Genomic DNA, 22,283 nt, shown 5'->3' with positions numbered 1-22,283 from the left:
GCCCTTTCATGAACAACGTCCTTGCTGTCAGTTCTGGTGATCCGTCCGGCATAGGGCCTGATATCGCGCTTACAGCCTGGACTTTGCGCAGATCGGCCCATCTGCCTGCCTTTTTTCTGCTTGGCGACGCGACGCTTATTGCTGCGCGCGCGGTGCGATTGGGCCTCGAATGCCCCATCGAAATCACCACACCGGACAATGCCCGCCACGTTTTCGATCGCGCGCTGCCGGTTGTTCCATTGCGAAATCCGCAAATCGACCGCCCCGGCACGCCATTGGCAGACAATGGCGCCGGAACAATCGAAGCCATTGAACGGGCTGTTGAATACACCCTGTCCGGTCAGGCGAGCGCCGTTGTTACCTGTCCCATCGCCAAGAAGCCGCTCTATGAGGCCGGTTTTCGCTTTCCCGGCCATACGGAGTTTCTGGCGCATCTGGCCGGTGAGCATCTCGGCCACGAGGTAACGCCCGTCATGATGCTGGCGGGGCCATTGCTGCGCGCTGTACCCGTAACCATTCACATTGCGCTTAGCCGCGTCCCTGAAGTGCTTGATACTGCCAAGATTCTCGCTATTTCCCGCATTACCGCTGAGGCGCTCAGAAACCAGTTTGGCATTGCCAAACCGCGCCTTGCGGTTGCGGGTCTTAACCCGCATGCGGGTGAAGGCGGCTCAATGGGTTTGGAAGATGAGGAAATCGTGCGTCCCGCCGTCGAAATCCTTCGAAGTGAAGGCATAGACGCTCGTGGCCCTCTTCCAGCGGACACCATGTTCCACGCCGCTGCGCGCGCCACCTATGATGCCGCTGTTTGCATGTATCATGATCAAGCCCTCATTCCGGCCAAGACACTCGGATTTGATGACAGTGTAAATGTGACGCTGGGTCTGCCCTTTGTGCGCACTTCGCCGGATCACGGCACCGCCTTTGACATTGCAGGGTCTGGCAAGGCCAAGCCGGACAGCCTGATTGCAGCCTTGCGTCTTGCCGATGAACTTGCCTCCCATCGCTCCAGCCAGAAACGCGCTACCGCATGAGTATTGACGACCTCCCTCCTCTGCGTGATGTGATTGACCGCCATGAACTGATGGCGAAGAAATCGCTTGGCCAGAATTTTCTGCTTGATCTCAACCTGACCGCCAAAGTTGCGCGGCAGGCGGGTGATCTGCAGGGACAGACCGTCATTGAGGTTGGACCCGGCCCGGGCGGCCTGACACGCGCCTTGCTGGCTCAGGGTGCCAATGTCATCGCTATTGAACGTGACGAGCGCTGCCTGTCGGCCCTGCAGGAGATCGCCGATCATTACCCGGGTCGTCTCAGGGTCATCTCTGGTGATGCAATGGAGACGGACTTCAGGGCGCTGGCGGGCGGCGAGAAAGTCAAAATCATTGCCAATCTGCCCTATAATATCGGCACGCAACTGCTGATCGGTTGGCTGCTGAGCGAGCCATGGCCGCCTTTTTATGCCTCGCTGACGCTGATGTTCCAGCGTGAAGTTGCCGAGCGTATCGTAGCAAAACCGACTTCCGATCCCTATGGCCGCCTCGGCGTGCTGGCGGGCTGGCGTACGGAAGCAAAGATCACTTTCGACGTGCCGCCGCAGGCGTTCACACCGCCACCAAAGGTGACATCATCGGTGGTCCATCTCGTTCCGCGCGCAGCACCGCTCCCATGCGACGCGACGATACTTGGACGAGTGACACAGGCGGCTTTCGGCCAACGCCGCAAGATGCTGCGCCAGAGCATCAAGCCGCTTGGCGGCGAAACGCTGCTGGCCAAGGCAGGCATAGACGGCACCCGCCGCGCGGAAACCCTGTCGATTGAAGAGTTTGTGGCCCTTGCCAACGCGCTTTGAGCGGCGGCTCAAGTAAAGCAAATATCGGCCAGAGAGAATCAACTCACCCCAACGGTCAGTAGTTCTACGAATTGTCCGCGAAACCGTGGCATGCACTGATGTGCTGGCGCTTCATGGTGAGCGTACTTTGTCAGGAGCTGAAAATAGCCATTCCACGCTTTACGCGCAGTGCCGCGCAGCCGACGGTCAGATGATCCCCGGACGCGATTTTCGCGCCCTTTGGGCAGCATACACGATCTCAATCGTGGGAGATTGGGCCTATCGCCTCGCAATACCGTTGGTGGTCTATGATCTCACTCGATCACCTTTTTTAATGTCGCTATCCTACGCTGCAACCTTTGCACCATTCATCATTGTCATGCCTTTCGGCGGCGTGCTGGCCGATGCAGTAGACCGTAAACGCCTGTTATGGATTGCGGATTTTATCTCGGGATGTATTGCCCTTGCGATCTGTCTTTACCTATCGCTCCCCGGCGCAAACGCCTATTGGCTCATGCCGGGGCTGGCAGTTCTGGGCGCCATATCAAGTATTTCTCACCCGGCCTTTCAGGGATTTCTGCCCAGCACCGTGCCCGCGCAACATCTTTCACGTGCAAACTCATTGATCACGACAAGTGATAGTGTTCTCAACCTTGTGGCGCCAGCGATTGGAGGCTCGCTTGTAGCCTTACTCGGTGCATACAACGTGCTTTGGCTGAATGCCGCATCGTTTTTCCTTTCCATGGCACTCATCTTGGTCATTCGTGCCCAAAACCCTGTCGGTGACGGCGCTCTGGCACTATCTGTTTCCTCGATATTCCATGGCTTGGGTCAGGGTCTGAAAACGGCCATGCATTACCCGATCATCAAGTGGGGCACATTGCTGTTCATTCTGGTCAATTTTTCTTCCCACCTCATCCTCGGAAACATCATTTATTTTCTCACGCGGGACATCGGACTTGGTCCTGAACTGGCAGGTCTTGCCTTGGGTCTTTCCGCCATCGGCGCAATCATTGGGTCTCTGATGGCGCCGAAATTGATGCAGCGCGTTCATCCGGGTCGGCTTATGCTGGCATGTGTGTTCGTGTCCGCGATCGGAACGGCAACCCTTTTGCTGGCGGAACACCTTGGCTTTTGGGGTGTTGTCTGCGCGCGATCAATCACCATGGCTGCTGAAGCCGTTATCGTTGTGACGATGTTCACAGAACGGCAACGCGTGGTCCCAACTCAATATCTAAGCCGCGTGGTCGCAATCACCAGAACGATCAGCTACGTGCCAGTTCCTTTGGCCGCTACGCTTGGCGGGTACATTCTGGCAGCACAAGCCGGAGACATGTCGATGGTAATATTATTGAGCATGGTTGTGCTCATTGGATGTGTCGTGATCGGTGTCTTCACCCCATTTGTGTCAGCCGACGATGAAAAAGAAACACGGATGGATACGACAGCAAGTGTGTAGGGGTGGCGTTCAGCGTCACGCCAACGCGCTCTAGTCGATCTTTTCATCCAGCAGGGTGCTGACGAAATCAAACAGGCCGGGGCAACGGTCGCGGCGCAGGCGTTCGGCAGTCACGATTGACTGGACCTGATGATAGGCGCGGTCGAGATCCTCGTTGACGATAACATAGTCGTAGGATCGCCAACGCTCGATCTCATTGCGTGCATTGCGCAGGCGCACATCGATCACTTCCTCCGTGTCTTCGGCGCGGCGATGCAAGCGGTGTTTCAGAGCAGTCATCGACGGCGGCAGAATGAAGATGCTAACGACGTCGCCCTTCATTTTTTCCTGTAATTGCAGCGCGCCCTGCCAATCAATGTCAAAAAGCATGTCCTGGCCATCGGCAAGGGCATTTTCCGCGGCTTCCCGGGGTGTGCCATAGAAATTGCCATGCACCTCAGCCCATTCAATCAGTTCATCGCTGTCGCGCAGGCGCTCGAACTCACGCACGGAAATGAAATGATAGTGGACGCCTTCAATCTCGCTGGCGCGGCGCGGACGCGTGGTCACACTGACCGACAATGCCAGTTCGAGCTTCTCTTTATCATTGAGCAACAGCCGGGCGATCGTTGACTTTCCTGCGCCCGATGGCGAGGACAGCACCAGCATGAGGCCACGTCGTTTGATGCTGTTGGATGCGTTGAGCATGATTACTCCAGATTCTGTATTTGCTCGCGCAATTGATCCACAACCGCCTTCAGGTCAAGTCCAATCGACGTGATCGAGGCCGCATTGGCCTTGGAGCAGAGTGTATTTGCCTCGCGGTTAAATTCCTGTGTCAGAAAATCCAGCTTACGCCCGACCCCGTTTCCATCGCGCAGAAGCGTGCGCGCGGCGGCCACATGCATATCAAGGCGATCAAGTTCTTCCTGAATATCGGCCTTTGTCGCCAGAAATGCCGCTTCCATATGCAGGCGGGCTTCATCAAGTGCCGGAGACGCATCCAGCAGCAGCGCCACCTGCGCAGCAAGCCGCGCGCGAACTGCATCGAGTGTGCGGCTTGGATCACGCCGCGCCTGCTGGGTGAGCAGCTCCACCGCATCGACCTGTGCGCTCAATATGTCACCCAGCGCCTTGCCTTCAATCTGGCGATTGTGTTCGAGCTGCAAAAGCGTTTCGTCAAGAACAGCCAGAACGGCTTCCTCCACCTCAGCCTGATCTTCCGGCGATAACACGTCCTGTGGCGCCTCCAGAACGCCGCGCAGAGCCATCAGGCCTTCCGGCGTTGAAGGAGCCAGTTTGAAGTCCTCGCGCAGCTGTGCGGCAATCCGTGCCAGTTCCTTCAGCAAAGGCTCGTTGATGAGCGCCTTCGCATCACCCGCATTGCGGGTCACAGTCAATGCAGCCTGAAAATTGCCGCGCTTGAAACGCTGGCCAAACAATGCTCGCGCCTTTTGCTCCACAGCTTCAAAGCCAGTGGGCAGGCGAAACCTGACATCAAGGCCCTTGCCATTGACCGATTTGATTTCCCATGAAATCTGCACCCCGGCATCGTTCCGGAGGTGACGGGCAAAACCCGTCATGCTTTGCAATGACATTATTCCCCCCAAGAACGAAGGCCTGATCGCAATCAGGCCCCTGCAGAATTATTGTTGTGTTGGCTCGCTGTTATCCCCAGCATCAGACGGATCGGCATTCTTGTCGCCGGTTGCCGCCTTTGCTGCCTCGTCAATGCGGTTCTTCTCCACCGTGCGCCAGCGCTTCACATTGTCATTGTGGTCATCAAGCGTTTCGGCAAATACGTGACCGCCAGTACCGTCGGCAACAAAGTAGAGATCCTTGGTCTGCGAGGGATGCGCAACGGCTTCCAGCGCATCGCGGCCGGGATTGGCAATTGGCCCCGGTGGCAGACCATTGATCGTATAGGTGTTGTACGGCGTCGGCTTTTCCAGATCGGATTTCAGGATTGGGCGGTCAGATGGTTTGCCCTTGCCGCCAAACAGGCCATAAATGATCGTAGGATCAGACTGAAGGCGCATGCGCTTGTTCAAACGGTTGATGAACACGGCAGCAACGCGCGGGCGCTCATCGGCCTTCCCTGTCTCTTTCTCGACGATCGAGGCAAGCGTGACAAATTCTTCAATGGTCTTGAGCGGAACGCTCGGATCGCGGCGCGCCCAAATCTCGTCAACCAGCTTCTTCTGGTCAGCCTGCATCTTCTTGACGATTTCCTCACGCGTTGTGCCGCGGGAGAAGCGCTGTGTATTGGCAAACAGCGAACCTTCGTCAGGCACAACCGCTGGCAACGCGCCGGTCAGCACGTCATCCTCGCTCACGCGCTGTAGAATCTGATCGACGGTAAGCCCTTCCGGAACAGTCAGCGAATGCAGGACTGACTTGCCGCTGCGCAGCAAATCCATGATATCGCGCATTGAGGCGTGCGCCTTGATCTCGTACTCACCCGCCTTCATATCGCGCTGATAGCCATAGGCCTGAACGCCATATTTGAAAACACGCGCATCGGTGATGATGCCGCGACGCTCCAGACCATCGGCAATTTCAACAATCCCGGTGCCATTCTTGACGACATAATCCGTCGTAACATCTGTCGGACCGGGCTCGTTGAACGAAACCTTGCCGAAATAAACGGCGGCAGCGGCAGCAAGAACCACCAGCACAACCAGCGACAGCATGAAATTGGCAAAGACAACGATCTGGCTGCGGGCACGGCGCGACCGGCGCACGGGTGCTGGCGGGGGTGTCCCCGGCTCAGGCCGCAAGGCTTCAGATGCCGACTGCGGAACAATCGGTTTACGCTCCGGCGCGTTGGCGGCGGGCGAACCGTTCGTCTCTTCAGACTGCTGATCTGAGCTCACGCAAACACCTCGAGCAAGTTTTTCCGGCAAGAATGCCGGTAAATTTGATTGTGATTATGGCGAAAGCGCGAAAACGCTTCCGCCATTGCTGCAATCACTGTTGAAAACGCCGCAAAACGAGCGAAGCGTTGGTACCACCAAATCCAAAGGAGTTGGAAAGCGCCACATCAATCTTACGATGCCGTACCTTGTGCGGCACAAGATCAATCTTGGTTTCTACCGATGGCTTGTCCAGATTGAGCGTCGCCGGGGCGACATTGTCACGAATGGCAAGCGCACAGAAAATGGCTTCGGTCGAACCGGCAGCACCGAGAAGGTGGCCAATGGATGACTTGGTGGACGACATCGAGACTTTCGGAGCAGCATCGCCCAGAACGCGCTCAACAGCACCAAGCTCAATCGTATCAGCCATGGTCGATGTACCATGAGAGTTGATGTAATCGATCTGATCGGGCGTGATGCCCGCACGCTTCAGAGCCATTTCCATGGAGCGCTGCGCACCCTCACCGCTCTCGGACGGAGCCGTGATGTGATAAGCGTCGCCGGAAAGACCATAGCCGATGACTTCGGCATAAATCTTTGCGCCGCGTGCCAAAGCATGTTCCAGCTCTTCAAGCACGACAATACCGGCACCCTCACCCATGACGAAACCATCACGGTCATCATCGTAAGGGCGGGAAGCCGCAGTCGGATCATCGTTGCGTGCGGTAGATAATGCCTTGCAAGCGGCAAAACCAGCCAGCGAAATACGGCTGACGGGCGATTCCGTACCACCGGCAACCATAACGTCAGCATCACCAAAGGCGATCAGACGCGATGCATCACCAATGGCGTGCGCTCCGGTCGAGCAAGCTGTGACAACCGAATGGTTCGGGCCGCGCAACTTATGCTTGATAGATACCTGGCCCGAAGCCAGATTGATCAGACGACCGGGAATAAAGAAAGGCGAAATGCGCCGGGGGCCTTTGTCACGCAGCGTATAACCCGCTTCGACAATGCCTTCGAGGCCGCCAATACCCGAACCGATCAGCACACCGGTGCGAATCTGATCCTCGTCGCTTTCCGGCGCCCACTTGGCATCGGCAAGCGCCTGATCGGCAGCACCCATGGCGTAAATGATAAAGGGATCAACCTTGCGCTGTTCCTTTGGCTCCATCCAATCATCAGGATTGAATGTACCATCGGTGCCATCACCAACCGGAATCCGGCAGGCAATTTTGCAAGGCAAATCTTCAACTTCAAACTCTGTCACCAGTCGGGCAGCACTCTTACCAGCCAAAAGGCGGGACCAAGTAAGCTCAACACCGGATGCAAGAGGAGAAACCAGCCCAAGGCCGGTTATGACAACGCGCCTCATGGCCGATCCTTCAATGTCATATTCAGCATGATCTTTTCCAACGGCCCCGCGCAGGTTCCGACAGGGGCTTCTCGCCTCCTGTCATGATTCCTGCGCTGCCAGGCCGAATGAAAATCAGGCAGATGCTTTGTCGATGAACTTGACGGCATCGCCGACTGTCAGAATCGTCTCGGCAGCATCATCAGGAATTTCAACGCCGAATTCTTCTTCGAAAGCCATCACGAGCTCGACAGTATCAAGGCTGTCTGCGCCCAGATCGTCGATGAAGCTCGCACCATCGGTGACTTTCTCGGCATCAACGCCCAGATGTTCAATAACGATTTTCTTGACGCGTTCTGCAGTATCACTCATGTGGAAACCTCAACCTGTTTGTTTTTCCCTATGCCTTGGTTAGCGGCACGGATGACTCTAATCAAGCAATAAGATGGCACTTCAGCCCTGTTTAACAGCTAAAACGCACATCCTCGCGGCTTATTCCTTGCGGAAAGGAAAGGGCATCAAATCGATTTGATGTCCTGACTTGGTGCGCGACTTATCACGCTTTATTGACGGCCTCAATCTCATAAATGTGATTGCACCCTTTACACCCGGCTGAATTGTATTGTCCGGGTGCACTTTATCAGATCATTGCCATGCCGCCATTGACGTGGATCGTCTGGCCGGTGACGTAGGATGCTTCGTTGCTGGCAAGGTAGATTACAGACGACGCCACTTCCGCGCCCGTCCCCATGCGGCGCATGGGAATGGCGGACATAATAGTTTCTTTCTGCTTGTCGTTCAGCTTGTCAGTCATCGCCGATTCGATGAAACCCGGCGCAACACAGTTGACCGTGACATTGCGGCTGGCGATTTCCTGTGCCAGCGACTTCGAAAAGCCGATCAGACCGGCCTTCGATGCCACATAATTCGTCTGGCCAGGATTACCCGTTACACCAACAACAGAGGTGATGTTGATGATACGGCCATAACGGCGGCGCATCATAGGGTGGGTCAATTCGCGCGTCAGGCGGAACACGGCGGTCAGATTAACCTCAAGCACGCTATCCCAGTCAGCATCGGCCATGCGGACAAACAGCCCATCCTTGGTGATACCGGCATTGTTGACGAGAATTTCAACACCTTCCAGTTCGCTCTCCGCCTTTTCGCCCAGCGCCTTCACTTCGTCGCGGTTCGACAGGTTTGCCGGGAAAATCTTGACCCGATCACCAAGCTCGCTCGCCAGCGCCTCAAGTTTTTCAACGCGTGTGCCATGCAAGCCAACAATCGCGCCCTGTGCATGCAGTGCACGGGCAATGGATTCGCCAATACCACCGCTGGCACCGGTTATGAGAGCCTTGCGGCCTGTCAGGTCAAACATTGCTCAATCCCTTCCGTTCAAACGTTCAGCGCGGCAACAGCCGCTTCAATATCGTCAGGCGTGCCAACCGCGACACCTGATATGTCTTTATTAATACGGCGCGCAAGGCCGGTCAGCACTTTGCCAGCGCCAATCTCGTAGAGCGTTGTCACGCCATTGGCACCAAACCACTCGACCGTTTCGCGCCAGCGGACCTGACCCGTCACCTGCTCGACCAGCAAAGCTGCGATCTCATCAGCCGATGTGACCGGGGTTGCCCGCACATTGGCGATCAGTGGAACAATCGGGTCCTGCTTGGATACACTGGCCAGCGCCGCGCGCATGGCTTCAGCGGCTGGCGCCATCAGGGTAGAATGGAAGGGTGCGGAGACTGGCAGCATGATGGCGCGCTTGGCACCTTTTTCGGTCGCAAGTGCTGCGGCCGCCTCAACAGGAGCTTTTGAGCCCGAAATAACGATCTGGCCACCGCCATTATCATTGGCTATCTGCACCGGACCTTCCAGAGAAGCATCCGCACAGACAGCCTGCACCACATCATGTTCAAGACCGATGATAGCAGCCATGGCGCCCGCTCCTGCGGGAACCGCCTGCTGCATGGCATTGCCGCGAATGCGCAAAAGCCGCGCCGTATCGGCCAGCGAGAATGTCCCGGCAGCACACAGCGCCGAGTATTCACCGAGCGAATGGCCAGCCACATAGGCCACTTTGTCCTTGATCGAAATGCCGCGCGCTTCCAGAACCCGGATAACTGCAATGGAAACAGCCATGAGGGCGGGCTGCGCATTGGCGGTCAGTGTCAGGGTTTCTTCCGGTCCGTCCCAAATAACAGAAGAGAGCTTTTCCCCCAGCGCATCATCCACCTCGTCGAAAACAGCCTTGGCCTCGGCGAAATTGTCGGCCAAAGCCTTGCCCATACCAACCGTCTGACTGCCCTGACCCGGGAAGGTAAATGCTATGGACATGCGGGGCGCCTCCAGATTTTTGCTTTATTTTCGATAATGTGCCGCGCGATGTGCCTATCAGCAAGCCCAGAGTCAAGCTTTCATGCACATTATCGATGGATGATTGCAGTGAGGTGGCTGCAGATTTGTGGTTCGTGGTTCGACAAGCTCACCATGAGGGAGAGGGATGATGAAAAGGAGCTTTATTCTGCAACCTATGCGATAAGCGTTGCATCCACCCTTCTCCCTCATGGTGAGCTTGTCGAACCACGAACCACTACAATGCCACCACCACCCCATCTTTTGCGTTGCAATATAAAACTGTCCATGCGGGTTGCTTCTTTTCAGATTTGCCCGTATAAGCCGCCCGTTCATTGCTCGGCGTCAGCTGGGGGCTGAACGGAGGGCCGGATTCTTATCCGTGGAAGCGTAAAAGCTTCAGCCTCCCGTGTCTCCGCTCTCGATCGTCTCCATCAGCGTCCTTTCTTCGCCGGTTTCCGGCAGAGAGATTCGCAGAGGTTTACCGTTGATTCCGGGCAATATTAACGAAGAAAGGCAAAGACAATGGCTCTTTATGAACATGTGTTCCTTGCTCGACAGGACATTTCGCAGCAGCAGGTCGATGCGCTTGTAGAACAGTACAAGGGTATCATCGAGGCCAATGGCGGCAAAGTCGGGCGTATTGAAAGCTGGGGCCTGCGCGCCCTGACATATCGCATCAACAAGAACCGCAAGGCGTACTACTCGCTTCTCAACATCGATGCTCCGGCAGCTGCCGTTGCAGAAGTTGAGCGCCAGCAGCGCATCAATGAAGACGTTCTGCGCTTCATGACCGTTCGCGTTGAAGAGCACGAAGAAGGCCAGTCGGCCATGCTTGCACGCCGTGACGATCGCCGCGAACGCGACGACAAGTTCGGTGGCCGTGATGACGATCGTCCGCGCCGTCCACGCCGCCCGCGTGACAACGAAGCCGGTGAAGGAGCAGAATAATGGTTGATATCAATCAGATCCCGACCCGTCGTCCGTTCCATCGCCGCCGCAAGACCTGCCCATTCTCGGGTGCCAATGCGCCGAAGATCGACTACAAGGACGTCAAGCTCCTGTCGCGCTACATTTCCGAGCGTGGCAAGATCGTTCCTTCCCGTATTACAGCTGTCAGCCAGAAGAAGCAGCGCGAACTCGCCCAGGCGATCAAGCGTGCCCGTTTCCTCGGCCTGCTGCCTTACGTTGTGAAGTAAGACTACCGAAGGCGGCAGGATTTCATCCCGCCGCCTTCAGCCTTCGGGCAAAATATAAGCCTTCCGCGATGGGCGCGGTCAGGCAAATCTAAAAACCCAAGTTGAGGGATCGGTTTAAAAACCACCTCTAACTGCATGAATGGCGTATAATCCTTATCCAAAAATCAAAGAAGATTTTTGGGGTTATGCGCAAAGCAGGACAGCGAGCGAAATGAAACTGACTGGAACAGATATTGGCGTTGGAGTGTTGGCGGGCCTTGCGGCTGCGCTGCTCTCGATCGGCCTTGCCAATCAGTCGATTATTGGCTTTCTCCTTGTCCTGTTCACCCCACTACCGATTTTCATTGCAGCGCTCGGCTGGGGCACGGTAACCGGCTTCATCGCCGCGGCCACGATGACAATCGCAGTTTCTGTCATTTCGCCGTCTCTGGATGCAGTGGCCGACATACTGTTGATGGCTGTTCCAGCCGCTACAGGCGCATATTTCATTGGTTTGGCACGACCGGCAGCTGAAATCGGCGGCCCCAAAGACGTCTTTGTCTGGTATCCCCTGGCCGACACATTGTTGCGCCTCTGCCTGGTCGTAGCTGTCGGTGTGATCATTATCGGTGCAATGATCGGCGAAGCACAGATGACTGCGCTCGTACAGGCCGTGACCAAACAGATGAACGAAACCAATCCCCAATTGGCCGCAAATCCGGAAGTCGGTCAGTTGCTTGTACGGATTATGCTGCGCCTGATGCCCATTATCGCTTCCGCAGCGTTTGTGATGTCTATCGTCGCCAACCTTTATGTGGCCCTGCGTATCACTGCTGCTGCCGGCAAACTGCAACGCCCCCGGGATGATTGGCCCCGCGCACTGCGGTTGCCTCGCCCTGCACTGGTAATTTTTGCCATTGCCTGCGCGATGGCTTTCCTGCCGGGCGCCCCCGGATATGTGGGAAGTACCATTGCTGGCGCTGTTGGAGCCGGGTTCTCGATGGCAGGCTTTGCCATGCTGCATGCCCGCTCACGCGGCGCGACGTGGCGGCCGTTCGCCCTGTGGTTCGCCTATGCCTGCGCATTTATCTTCAGCTTTACGCTCATCGTCTTCCTTCTGGCCGGTCTGTTTGACACATCGCGCAACGCGCCGGTTTCAAAGGCTGAAATTAAAACACCACCCAATAACGACAATTAACGACCAATTGAACTTGAAAGGAAAACTCAAATGGAAGTCATTCTTCTCGAACGCATCAGCCGCCTCGGCCAGATGGGTGAAACAGTCAAGGTAAAGGACGGCTTTGCCCGTAACTTCCTTCTGCCGCAGGGCAAGGCTCTTCGTGCCAACGAAGCCAACAAGAAGAAGTTCGAAGGCCAGCGCGCCCAGCTTGAAGCACGCAACCTTGAGCGCAAGACCGAAGCTCAGACAATCGCTGACAAGCTCAACGGCAAGACATTCGTTGCTGTTCGCTCCGCCGGTGAAACCGGTCAGCTCTACGGTTCAGTAACGACCCGCGACATTGCTGACCTGATCACTGCAGAAGGTTTCTCGATCAACCGCAATCAGGTTGAGCTGAACACACCAATCAAGACGATTGGCCTGCACAAGATCGTTCTGGCTCTGCATGCAGAAGTCGAAGCAACTGTTACGATCAACATTGCTCGTACTGCCGATGAAGCCGAGCGTCAGGTAAAGGGTGAAGACCTCACCTCTGCCGAAGCCATCTACGGCATTGAAGAAGCACCGCTTTCTGACGAATTCTTCGATGAAGACGAAGAAGGCGAAGAAAACGCCTGATTTTAAAGCAGAAACTGCTCTGAGGAGTGATATTTGCTTTACCATAAAACACCCGGCAGAGATGTCGGGTGTTTTTTTGCTTTTCAGAATCAAAAAAACAGGTAGATTTATTTATCCTACCCACGCCCGACCTTGGCTCGCTCCCGAGCCTCATAATGGCCGAGCTCTATCGTCAATGATGGAGATTGTTCATGAATGCCATCCTTAAGGCCGCTCTCTCGCGGCTTGTTCACACTGGTACACTTGTTATCACTGACTCCTCCGGCCAAAACCGCACCTTTGGTGATGGAACCGGAGAACCGATCCATTTCCGCATCAATACGGCTGCAGCCGAACGGCGGATTGCCTTTGATCCTTCTCTGCATTTTGCCGAAGCCTATATGAACGGCGAACTCGATGTTCTCGACGGCGATATCTATGACGTCCTGAAGATCATCTTCGAAAATACCGGGGCAACCGTTGCCCGCGAGCCATGGATGCTGGCGCTGGAGGGCATTCGCCGTGCCACCCGCCGCCTGCATCAGATGAACACGCTTGCCCGTTCATCAAGCAATGTACACAGGCATTACGACCTGTCTGAAGACCTGTACCGGCTGTTTCTCGATACGGACATGCAGTATTCCTGCGCCTATTTCGAGCACCCCGATGCAACGCTCGAAGAAGCCCAGATGGCGAAGAAACGGCATATTGCCGCCAAGCTGCTGGTTGAAAAAGGGCACAAGACGCTCGATATCGGCTGCGGCTGGGGCGGTCTGGGTCTTTACCTCGCCCGCCACCTCGATGCCAATGTGGAGGGTGTTACCCTGTCACACGAACAGCATGGCATCGCCAATAAGCGGGCAGTTGACGAGGGTTTATCGGCACAGGCCCGCTTTGACCTGCGCGATTACCGCACCATTGATGACAGTTTTGACCGAATTGTTTCGGTCGGCATGTTCGAACATGTCGGCGTCGGGCATTTTGCCGAATACTTTCAGCATACGGCCCGGCTTTTGAAGAAGGATGGCGTTTTCCTTCTCCATTCGATTGGCCGTTCCGATGGTCCGTCCTATACCAATGCCTTTATCCAGAAGTACATTTTTCCGGGAGGTTATATCCCTGCCCTTTCGGAAGTGCTTCCGCATATTGAAAAGGCTGGCCTCGTTATCACCGATATCGAAATCCTGCGTCTGCACTATGCCGATACGTTGCGCATCTGGCGTGAACGCTTCATGGCCAACCGCGACAAGGCAAAGGCGATCTATGATGAACGCTTCTGCCGCATGTGGGAATTCTATCTCGCCGCATCAGAATCAGCATTCCGCTGGCAGAACCTGATGGTGTTCCAGATACAGCTGGCGCACCGGCAGGAAGCTGTGCCGCTGACGCGCAGCTATATCGAGAAAGAAGAAAAACGTCTCAAGCGGCTGGAAAGCGAGCGCAGCTGCGCCAATACGCAGGTCGATAACCGGGAATCGGTCGCAGGACGTTAACGTTCGCGCACTTGAATAAAATTGGCCCGCCATGATCGCGATGATCGCGGCGGGCCAGTTGCATTAACCTTCAAGCCTCCGATGCGGCTGCCCCCACTTCTCCCTCCGTCATCCTCGGGCTTGACCCGAGGACCCACGGCAGAGGGGACTTTTCCGTAATCATGGCGCTGCGCAGCAATGGGTCCTCGGGTCAAGCCCGAGGATGACGGAGGGGAAGCGCACGGATGACGGAGAGAGTGTTGCCTAACGATAACAGTGAGGGAAGTGCTTGGTGAGGTATCGCCGACGGAAGTGCTGATGTGTCAATAGTACCAGACCAAGGAATAAAAGTTTTATCCCCCAAGGCTGTTAATAACGGGAATCATGGTACCGTTTCGTTCGGACCGTCATTGGTTGTCCAGAGCAGCTTTACACGCCATTTTTAACTGCTTACTGCGGAACAGGTATTGGAATCGGGGCGAAAATTAATATGGCTGAGGCAGCACGCAAATTCCTTGAGGTACGCGACAGTGGAGACAAGCTCTACCGCGAGGCCCCGAACAATATCGAAGCCGAGCAGGCGCTGCTGGGTGCCATTCTCATCAACAATGATGCGTTTTACCGTGTTTCCGACTTCCTGAAGGCCGTGCATTTTTACGAGCCGCTGCATCRCAAGATTTTCGATGTGTCCTCGGACATGATCCGMATGGGCAAGATGGCGAACCCCGTCACGCTGAAAACCTTCCTGCCGACGGACGAAAAAGTCGGCGAAATGACGGTGATGCAATATCTCGTCCGCCTCGTCACGGAAGCGGTTACGGTCATCAATGCGGAAGATTATGGCCGCGCCATCTATGATCTTGCTACCCGCCGCGCGCTGATCACCATTGGCGAGGACATGGTCAATATCGCCTATGACGCGCCCGTTGATGTGATGCCGCAGGGCCAGATCGAGGATGCGGAACGTCGGCTGTTCGAACTGGCAGAAACGGGCCGCTATGATGGCGGCTTCCAGACTTTTACCGATGCAGTCAAAACTGCCGTGGATATGGCCAATGCCGCCTTCATGCGTGACGGCCATCTTTCGGGCGTATCCACTGGCATCCATGCGCTTGATAATCGCATGGGCGGCTTGCAGCCATCGGATTTGATCGTCCTTGCAGGTCGTCCCGGTATGGGCAAGACCTCGCTTGCCACCAACATCGCCTTCAATATCGCTGCGGCTTATGAGTCCGAGCAGTTGGCTGATGGCACGATCAAGGCCAAGAATGGCGGTGTTGTCGGCTTCTTCTCCCTCGAAATGTCGTCGGAGCAGCTGGCAACCCGTATTATTTCCGAGCAGTCGGAAATCAGTTCATCGAAAATCCGGCGCGGTGAAATCAACGAAGCCGAGTTCGAAAAGCTGGTCGCCTGCTCGCAGCATATGCAGAAAGTACCGCTCTATATCGATCAGACGGGTGGTATTTCCATTGCGCAGCTCGCCGCCCGTGCCCGGCGCCTCAAGCGTCAACGCGGCCTCGACGTTCTGGTCATCGACTATATTCAGCTGATGCAGGGTTCATCCAAGAAGGCCTCTGAAAATCGCGTGCAGGAAATCACCGAAATCACCACCGGTCTGAAAGCGCTCGGCAAGGAACTCAATACGCCGATCATCGCGCTGTCACAGCTCTCCCGTCAGGTGGAAAGCCGCGAAGACAAGCGCCCGCAGCTCTCCGACTTGCGTGAATCAGGATCGATCGAGCAGGACGCCGACGTGGTGATCTTCGTTTATCGCGACGAATACTACATCAAGAACAAGGAGCCGAAGGAAGGCACCGAAGAGCATTTCAAGTGGCAGGCTGATCTCAAGGAAGCCATCGGCAAGGCGGAAGTTATCATTGCCAAGCAGCGTCACGGTCCTACAGGCACGGTGAAGCTCGCATTCCAGGCGGAATTCACCCGCTTCACGGATCTTGCAGAAGAATCACATCTGCCGGAGCGGTTTGAGTAGAGTTGAGATTTTCTGCGTGGTTCGTGGTTCGTGGTTCGTGGTTCGTGGTTCGTGGTTCGTGGTTCGTGGTTCGTGGTTCGTGGTTCGTGGTTCGACAAGCTCACCATGAGGGACATGGGGGATGCAACGATAATCGTCAACGTTGCAGATCAAAAAATTGCCGAGCACAAAGGTTGCAGATCACTAAGGTTGCAGAACTTGACTCCCTTTCATCACCCCTCTCCCTCATGGTGAGCTTGTCGAACCACGAACCACCAATCGCGCACCACCACATGCAACCAAAACCTTCCACCTAGCATCCGAATAAAAAGCCTCATACCATTTTGACCAGTTTAATCAGTCCGGACCTTGATCATTTGACCAACATGCAGCCTCACATCACCACCACAGGCGCTGACCCCCGTCTTGCGGGCGGGCGGCTTACGATCGACCTTGATGCACTTGCCGCGAACTGGAAGCTTCTCTCCGAAAAATCCAAGCCGGCGAAGGCAAGCGCTGTCGTCAAGGCCAACGCCTATGGGCTTGGCATTGAGTATGTCGTGCCCGTCTTGTGGGATGCCGGGTGCCGCACTTTCTTTGTGGCGCTTGTCGAGGAAGGGTTGCGGGTCAAGGCGATTGCACCGGAAGCGCGGGTTTTTGTTCTCAATGGCCTGTTTGCCGAGGCACGTCCCTTCTTTGAAACGTCTGGGCTCATTCCTGTGCTGGGCTCGCACTACGAAATCGACCTCTGGGTCAATGCCAATGCCAGCAGCGGATTGAACCTGCCCTACGCACTGCATGTGGATACGGGCATGAACCGGCTGGGGCTGACTGTTGCAGAAGCAATTGATTTTGCCACGCAAGCCAAAGACATGCCTGTTCTGGTCATGACCCATCTGGCAACCGCCGATGAGCCGGGACACCTTCTCACCCAGCGGCAGATTGAGTCATTTCAACAGCTTCGCGCCGCTTTTGCAGGCATTGAATCAAGCGTGTCCAACTCGTCAGGCATTTTCCACCCGGTTGGCATCGGTTCCGATTTGAGCCGTCCCGGCATTGCCATGTATGGCGGCGAACCGCTTGCGGGTGAGTCCAATCCGATGCGCCCTGTTGTGACAGTCGAAGCGCGGGTTGTGCAAATCCGCACCGGCCTCAAAGGCGAGACGTCAGGTTATGGTGCAACGGCGCTGCTTGAGCGCGACACGCGCATTGCCATTTGTTCAACCGGCTATGCGGATGGCTATCTGCGCTCGGCCTCGGGCAGCGGCACACCGCTGCGCATTGCTGTGCGCAAGGGCGGCGAAGGTTTTGTTGCCGGTCACAAAGTGCCTGTTATCGGCCGCGTGACGATGGACATGACATCCTTCGACATCACAGACCTGCCTGAAGCTGCGGTCAAACCCGGTGATTACATCGAGCTTTTCGGCCATAATATTCTGCTTGATGAAGCCGCGCGGGCTGCAGGCTCCATCGGTTTTGAATTATTGACCGGGCTTGGAAACCGTTATCATCGTCGCTACCTCTACTCCGGAAAAGGCGATTGATGGCCAAGGCAAGAATTCAATTCATCTGTCAGAACTGTGGAGCCGTGCACACGCGCTGGGCCGGTAAGTGCGATGCCTGCGGCGAGTGGAACACGCTCGTTGAAGAAGGCACGGCTGGCGGCATCGGCAGCGGACCCGGCAAATTGTCAGGCCGCAAGGGCCGTGCAGTCGCCCTCACCTCTCTTTCTGGCGAGATCGAGGATGCACCGCGCATCCAGTCCGGCATCAGCGAGCTTGACCGTGTAACCGGTGGCGGTTTCGTGCGCGGCTCGGCCATTCTGGTCGGCGGTGATCCCGGTATCGGCAAATCAACCCTGCTCACCCAGGCCGCTGCTGCACTGGCGCGGCAGGGCCACAAGGTCATCTATGTCTCGGGTGAAGAGGCCGTGGCGCAGATCCGGCTGCGGGCACAGCGCCTGCATGCCGCCGACACGGATGTGCTTCTGGCCGCTGAAACCAATGTCGAGGATATTCTCGCCACCATTTCCGATTCCAAACGCCCTGATCTGATCATCATAGATTCGATCCAGACGCTATGGACCGACGCTGCCGATTCGGCCCCCGGTACGGTCACGCAGGTGCGAGCCGGTGCGCAGGCGATGATCCGTTTTGCCAAACAGACCGGTGCCGCTGTCGTTCTGGTCGGCCATGTGACCAAGGATGGCCAGATCGCCGGACCGCGCGTGGTCGAGCATATGGTCGATGCGGTGCTTTATTTCGAAGGCGAAGGCGGTCATCACTACCGCATCCTGCGCACGGTCAAAAACCGCTTCGGCCCCACGGATGAGATCGGCGTGTTTGAAATGTCGGATCGCGGTTTGCGCGAAGTTGCCAATCCTTCCGAGCTTTTTCTCGGCGAACGCAATGACAAATCGCCGGGAGCCGCTGTTTTTGCCGGGATGGAAGGCACACGCCCGGTACTCGTGGAAATTCAGGCGCTGGTCGCACCCTCCACGCTCGGTACGCCGCGCCGTGCGGTCGTTGGCTGGGACGGCAACCGCCTTTCCATGATTCTGGCGGTGCTCGAGGCCCATTGCGGCGTGCGCTTCGGCCAGCACGATGTTTACCTCAATGTAGCGGGCGGATACCGGATTTCCGAGCCGGCAGCTGATCTTGCGGTTGCATCTGCACTGGTTTCATCCATTGCTGGTATTGCCCTTCCGGCCGATTGCGTCTATTTCGGCGAAGTCAGCTTGTCTGGCGCCGTTCGCCCAGTGGCGCATGCGGTGCAGCGGCTGAAGGAAGCAGAGAAGCTTGGGTTCAAGCAGGCAGTTCTTCCCAAGGGAAGCAACGACGTGCCGAAAGGACGCAACGCCCATCTGACCGAGACGGCCTCGCTGCCGGACCTTGTGGCCCGGATTGCGGCGTCGGGACCCGGTAAAGGGAAACGCGACGACTGACCTGATACCGCCATTATCCGAAGGCTGTATAAGTTGGAATTGGATTGGGGATACATGTAAATGCCTATTACGTTGCTTGACGGAATTCTTTTGGGCATCACTCTCGTTTCGGCGATACTGGCCATGGTGCGCGGCTTTTCGCGCGAAGTGCTGTCGGTCGTCTCATGGGCAGCGGCAGCGGCAGCGGCCTATCTCTTCTACAAGCCCGTCGTGCCTTTCCTTGCGCCCTATATCAGCAATGAAACCATTGCCCAGATTGCAGCGGCCGGTATCGTCTTCATCGTTACGCTGATTATTGTCTCGGTCATCACCATGAAGATTGCCGATTTCATCATCGACAGCCGTATCGGCGCACTGGATCGCACACTCGGTTTCCTCTTCGGCGCCGCCCGCGGTGTTCTCCTTGTGGTTGTCGCGATGCTGTTTTTCAATTGGCTCGTAACCGAGAACCAGCCCGCATGGGTTTCACAGGCAAAATCCAAGCCAATGATCGACTCACTTGGCGCAAAGCTGATGAGCCTGCTGCCTGAGGACCCGGAAGCAACTCTGAAGCGTTTGAAGCCCGGATCAATGACGGCTCCGGACGCAACAACAGCGCCGGAACCCAAGGAAGATATCCCGCCTGAGGGTACAACACCCAAGCCTTAACAGCTTTTTGGGTGCGACAATGGGTTAACTTGGCGTTTGCGTGGTAATACCCCACATAGTGTGGCATAATGGAATGACAGATCTTACAGTTGAATCTGCGGCGAAAGGCTTGCGGTAATGACCGACATTTTTCGTGATGAGACCCCTCTCATGTCCCTTGACGACGACACACTGCATGAAGAGTGCGGTGTGTTTGGCATTTTGGGGCATCCGGATGCCGCAACGCTGACGGCGCTGGGGTTGCATGCCCTGCAGCATCGCGGACAGGAAGCGGCAGGTATCGTCTCCTATGATGGCAAGCAGTTCTGCTCGGAACGCCGGATGGGCCTCGTCGGCGACCATTACACCAATCCTGCGACACTGGCTCAATTGCCGGGTGATCGGGCCATCGGCCATGTGCGCTATTCCACAACCGGCGATCCTGCGCTTCGCAATGTCCAGCCGCTGTTTGCCGAACTGGAAATCGGCGGTATTGCCATTGCCCATAACGGCAATTTCACCAATGGCCTGACGATGCGGCGCAAGCTCATCGCCGATGGCGCTATCTGCCAGTCCAATTCCGATACGGAAGTTGTCCTGCACCTCATCGCCCGCTCGCGCAGCACCACATCGTCAGACCGCTTCATCGATGCGATCCGTCAGATGGAAGGCGGCTACGCGATGCTCGCCCTCACCCGCACCAAGCTGATTGCTGCGCGTGACCCCATTGGCATCCGTCCGCTCGTCATGGGCGATCTCGACGGCAAACCAATCTTTGCCTCCGAAACCTGTGCGCTTGATATTATCGGCGCGAAGTTTGTCCGCGATATTGAAAACGGCGAAGTGGTTGTCTGCGAAATTCAGGCTGACGGTTCGATCAGCATTGAGGCCTTCAAGCCGCAAAATCCAAAGCCCGAGCGTATGTGCCTGTTCGAATATGTCTATTTCGCCCGTCCCGACTCCGTTGTTGGCGGTCGCAATGTCTATACGGCGCGCAAGAATATGGGCGTTAATCTCGCCAAGGAAGCACCGCTTGAAGCCGACGTGGTGGTTCCGGTTCCCGATGGCGGTACCCCTGCTGCAATCGGCTTTGCGCAGGCGAGCGGCATTCCGTTCGAACTCGGCATCATCCGCAACCATTATGTCGGCCGTACCTTTATCGAACCGACCCAGTCGATCCGTGCTTTCGGCGTCAAGCTGAAGCATTCGGCCAATCGCGCAGTGATCGAAGGCAAGCGCGTTGTGCTGGTGGATGATTCCATCGTGCGCGGCACCACTTCGGTCAAGATCGTGCAGATGATCCGCGATGCGGGCGCACGCGAAGTGCATATCCGCGTTGCCAGCCCGATGATCTATCATCCTGACTTCTATGGCATCGACACCCCGGATGCGGACAAGCTGCTGGCAAATCAGCACGCGACGCTCGCCTCCATGTGCAAATATATTGGTGCGGATTCGCTTGAGTTCCTGTCGATTGACGGGCTTTACCGGGCAGTCAGCGGAGCGCCGCGCGATGCAAGTTCGCCGTTGTTCACCGATCATTACTTCACTGGCGATTACCCCACCCGGCTTGTTGACCGGGACGGTATCAGCAATGTGCGCCAGTTCGCGCTTCTCGCAAATAACGGCTAACGGTTGAGTTTCCATTCATGATTTCTGACGGCAGTTTTCGGCTGGACGGCAAGCTTGCGCTTGTAACCGGCGCATCCCGCGGCATTGGCTATTTCCTTTCCAAAGAACTTGCAGCGCGTGGTGCGCATGTGATCGCCGTTGCCCGCACGGTGGGCGGGCTTGAAGAACTCGACGACGAAATCACCGCCGCTGGCGGCTCGGCCACGCTGGTGCCGCTTGATCTGACCGATATGCCAGCCATCGACCGGCTTGGCGGCTCCATCTATGAGCGCTGGGGCAAACTCGACATTCTCGTCGCCAATGCCGGTGTTCTCGGCACGATTTCACCGATTGGCCATGTGGAAGCAAAAGTCTTCGACAAGCTGATGAATATCAATGTTTCCAGTGTCTGGCGCCTGATCCGCACCACAGACCCGCTGCTGAAGCTCTCTGACGCGGGTCGCGCGCTTTTGCTGTCATCGGGCGCTGCGCATTCCGCCCGCGCCTACTGGGGCCCCTATGCGGCTTCCAAGGCCGCTGTTGAGGTGATGGGCCGCAGCTGGGCCGATGAAGCCCGCCAGACCAAGCTGCGCGTCAATTCGGTCAACCCCGGCGCAACCCGCACCGCCATGCGCGCTCAAGCCGTTCCGGGCGAAGATCCTGAAACCTTGCCAACACCAGCCGAAGTTGCCGCCAAAATCGCCCTCATTCTCGATCCGAAGATTGATGATACGGGCAAGCTGTATGATGTGCGTGCCGGTAAGCTGCTGGGCTACAATAACCCGAGTTAAGGGGTGGTTGTGAGGGGTGTGGTGTGTGGTTCGACAAGCTCACCATGAGGGAGAGTGTGGATGCAAGATAATCGT

General features: G+C 56.4%; 21 protein-coding genes. 14 read left to right on the top strand and 7 right to left on the bottom strand.

The annotated features are described in order from the left end of the window. Nucleotides 1-8 precede the first annotated feature (8 nt). The 3 genes from pdxA to AB4Y96_RS11525 all read left to right on the top strand — a co-directional run bounded on the left by pdxA (nucleotide 9) and on the right by AB4Y96_RS11525 (nucleotide 3,290). A complete protein-coding gene (gene pdxA / locus AB4Y96_RS11535) occupies nucleotides 9-1,034 on the top strand; it encodes a 4-hydroxythreonine-4-phosphate dehydrogenase PdxA (protein ID WP_441917438.1) in 1,026 nt (341 codons plus the stop codon). Continuing rightward, nucleotides 1,031-1,852 carry a 16S rRNA (adenine(1518)-N(6)/adenine(1519)-N(6))-dimethyltransferase RsmA gene (gene rsmA, locus AB4Y96_RS11530; RefSeq protein ID WP_091880336.1) on the top strand — a complete coding sequence of 274 codons (822 nt, stop codon included), beginning with the start codon at nucleotides 1,031-1,033 and terminating at the stop codon, nucleotides 1,850-1,852. The genes pdxA and rsmA overlap by 4 nt, the downstream gene beginning before the upstream one ends. Nucleotides 1,853-1,979: 127 nt before the next feature. After that, entirely contained in the window at nucleotides 1,980-3,290 is a 1,311-nt protein-coding gene (locus AB4Y96_RS11525; protein WP_441917436.1) for an MFS transporter, read from the top strand. Nucleotides 3,291-3,320: 30 nt separating this feature from the next. Here AB4Y96_RS11525 and gmk read toward each other — a convergent pair whose 3' ends face one another. The 7 genes from gmk to fabD all read right to left on the bottom strand — a co-directional run bounded on the left by gmk (nucleotide 3,321) and on the right by fabD (nucleotide 9,821). Next, entirely contained in the window at nucleotides 3,321-3,977 is a 657-nt protein-coding gene (gmk, locus tag AB4Y96_RS11520) for a guanylate kinase (protein ID WP_091880339.1), read from the bottom strand. A gap of 2 nt (nucleotides 3,978-3,979) precedes the next feature. Then, complete coding sequence (locus AB4Y96_RS11515) at nucleotides 3,980-4,867, bottom strand: YicC/YloC family endoribonuclease (protein ID WP_091880340.1); 888 nt, start codon at nucleotides 4,865-4,867, stop codon at nucleotides 3,980-3,982. A gap of 48 nt (nucleotides 4,868-4,915) precedes the next feature. Further along, the gene (mltG, locus tag AB4Y96_RS11510) at nucleotides 4,916-6,145 is read right to left on the bottom strand and encodes an endolytic transglycosylase MltG (protein WP_441917434.1); all 1,230 of its coding nucleotides are present in this window, start codon (nucleotides 6,143-6,145) and stop codon (nucleotides 4,916-4,918) included. A gap of 94 nt (nucleotides 6,146-6,239) precedes the next feature. After that, on the bottom strand, nucleotides 6,240-7,502 hold the full coding sequence (gene fabF, locus AB4Y96_RS11505; RefSeq protein ID WP_091880343.1) for a beta-ketoacyl-ACP synthase II: 1,263 nt from the start codon (nucleotides 7,500-7,502) through the stop codon (nucleotides 6,240-6,242). A gap of 114 nt (nucleotides 7,503-7,616) precedes the next feature. After that, nucleotides 7,617-7,853 (bottom strand): acyl carrier protein, encoded by a 237-nt coding sequence (locus AB4Y96_RS11500; protein WP_091880344.1) that lies wholly within the window; start codon nucleotides 7,851-7,853, stop codon nucleotides 7,617-7,619. A 268-nt stretch (nucleotides 7,854-8,121) separates the two neighbouring features. Further along, nucleotides 8,122-8,859 carry a 3-oxoacyl-[acyl-carrier-protein] reductase gene (gene fabG / locus AB4Y96_RS11495; RefSeq protein ID WP_091880346.1) on the bottom strand — a complete coding sequence of 246 codons (738 nt, stop codon included), beginning with the start codon at nucleotides 8,857-8,859 and terminating at the stop codon, nucleotides 8,122-8,124. Nucleotides 8,860-8,876: 17 nt separating this feature from the next. Beyond that, a complete protein-coding gene (gene fabD / locus AB4Y96_RS11490; protein ID WP_441917431.1) occupies nucleotides 8,877-9,821 on the bottom strand; it encodes an ACP S-malonyltransferase in 945 nt (314 codons plus the stop codon). A gap of 543 nt (nucleotides 9,822-10,364) precedes the next feature. Between fabD and rpsF the strand changes: the two genes are divergently transcribed. From rpsF to AB4Y96_RS11435, 11 genes are all read left to right on the top strand, one after another. Beyond that, the gene (rpsF, locus tag AB4Y96_RS11485; RefSeq protein ID WP_091880349.1) at nucleotides 10,365-10,790 is read left to right on the top strand and encodes a 30S ribosomal protein S6; all 426 of its coding nucleotides are present in this window, start codon (nucleotides 10,365-10,367) and stop codon (nucleotides 10,788-10,790) included. Next, nucleotides 10,790-11,038: a 30S ribosomal protein S18 gene (gene rpsR, locus AB4Y96_RS11480; protein ID WP_008128538.1), complete on the top strand. Its 249-nt coding sequence runs from the start codon at nucleotides 10,790-10,792 to the stop codon at nucleotides 11,036-11,038. The genes rpsF and rpsR overlap by 1 nt, the downstream gene beginning before the upstream one ends. Before the next feature lie 211 nt (nucleotides 11,039-11,249). Beyond that, nucleotides 11,250-12,215, top strand: a complete 966-nt coding sequence (locus AB4Y96_RS11475; protein WP_091881112.1) for a DUF2232 domain-containing protein — start codon at nucleotides 11,250-11,252, stop codon at nucleotides 12,213-12,215. 30 nt (nucleotides 12,216-12,245) lie between these two features. Next, nucleotides 12,246-12,815, top strand: a complete 570-nt coding sequence (gene rplI, locus AB4Y96_RS11470) for a 50S ribosomal protein L9 (RefSeq protein ID WP_091880351.1) — start codon at nucleotides 12,246-12,248, stop codon at nucleotides 12,813-12,815. Between the two features lie 191 nt (nucleotides 12,816-13,006). After that, nucleotides 13,007-14,287, top strand: a complete 1,281-nt coding sequence (locus tag AB4Y96_RS11465; protein WP_091880352.1) for an SAM-dependent methyltransferase — start codon at nucleotides 13,007-13,009, stop codon at nucleotides 14,285-14,287. Nucleotides 14,288-14,756: 469 nt separating this feature from the next. After that, entirely contained in the window at nucleotides 14,757-16,256 is a 1,500-nt protein-coding gene (locus AB4Y96_RS11460) for a replicative DNA helicase (protein ID WP_441917428.1), read from the top strand. A gap of 365 nt (nucleotides 16,257-16,621) precedes the next feature. Further along, nucleotides 16,622-17,779: an alanine racemase gene (gene alr / locus AB4Y96_RS11455; protein ID WP_441917461.1), complete on the top strand. Its 1,158-nt coding sequence runs from the start codon at nucleotides 16,622-16,624 to the stop codon at nucleotides 17,777-17,779. After that, nucleotides 17,779-19,179: a DNA repair protein RadA gene (gene radA, locus AB4Y96_RS11450; protein ID WP_441917427.1), complete on the top strand. Its 1,401-nt coding sequence runs from the start codon at nucleotides 17,779-17,781 to the stop codon at nucleotides 19,177-19,179. The genes alr and radA overlap by 1 nt, the downstream gene beginning before the upstream one ends. A gap of 60 nt (nucleotides 19,180-19,239) precedes the next feature. Beyond that, nucleotides 19,240-19,827, top strand: a complete 588-nt coding sequence (locus AB4Y96_RS11445) for a CvpA family protein (RefSeq protein ID WP_091880356.1) — start codon at nucleotides 19,240-19,242, stop codon at nucleotides 19,825-19,827. A 117-nt stretch (nucleotides 19,828-19,944) separates the two neighbouring features. Then, nucleotides 19,945-21,438, top strand: a complete 1,494-nt coding sequence (gene purF / locus AB4Y96_RS11440; RefSeq protein ID WP_370647969.1) for an amidophosphoribosyltransferase — start codon at nucleotides 19,945-19,947, stop codon at nucleotides 21,436-21,438. 17 nt (nucleotides 21,439-21,455) lie between these two features. Then, the gene (locus AB4Y96_RS11435) at nucleotides 21,456-22,208 is read left to right on the top strand and encodes an SDR family NAD(P)-dependent oxidoreductase (protein ID WP_091880358.1); all 753 of its coding nucleotides are present in this window, start codon (nucleotides 21,456-21,458) and stop codon (nucleotides 22,206-22,208) included. Nucleotides 22,209-22,283 lie beyond the last annotated feature (75 nt).

The organism is Phyllobacterium sp. TAF24, assembly GCF_052113785.1.
GTDB lineage: Bacteria > Pseudomonadota > Alphaproteobacteria > Rhizobiales > Rhizobiaceae > Phyllobacterium.
Note: the sequence above shows the minus strand (reverse complement) of the source record. Positions and strands in the feature narration are given on the sequence as shown.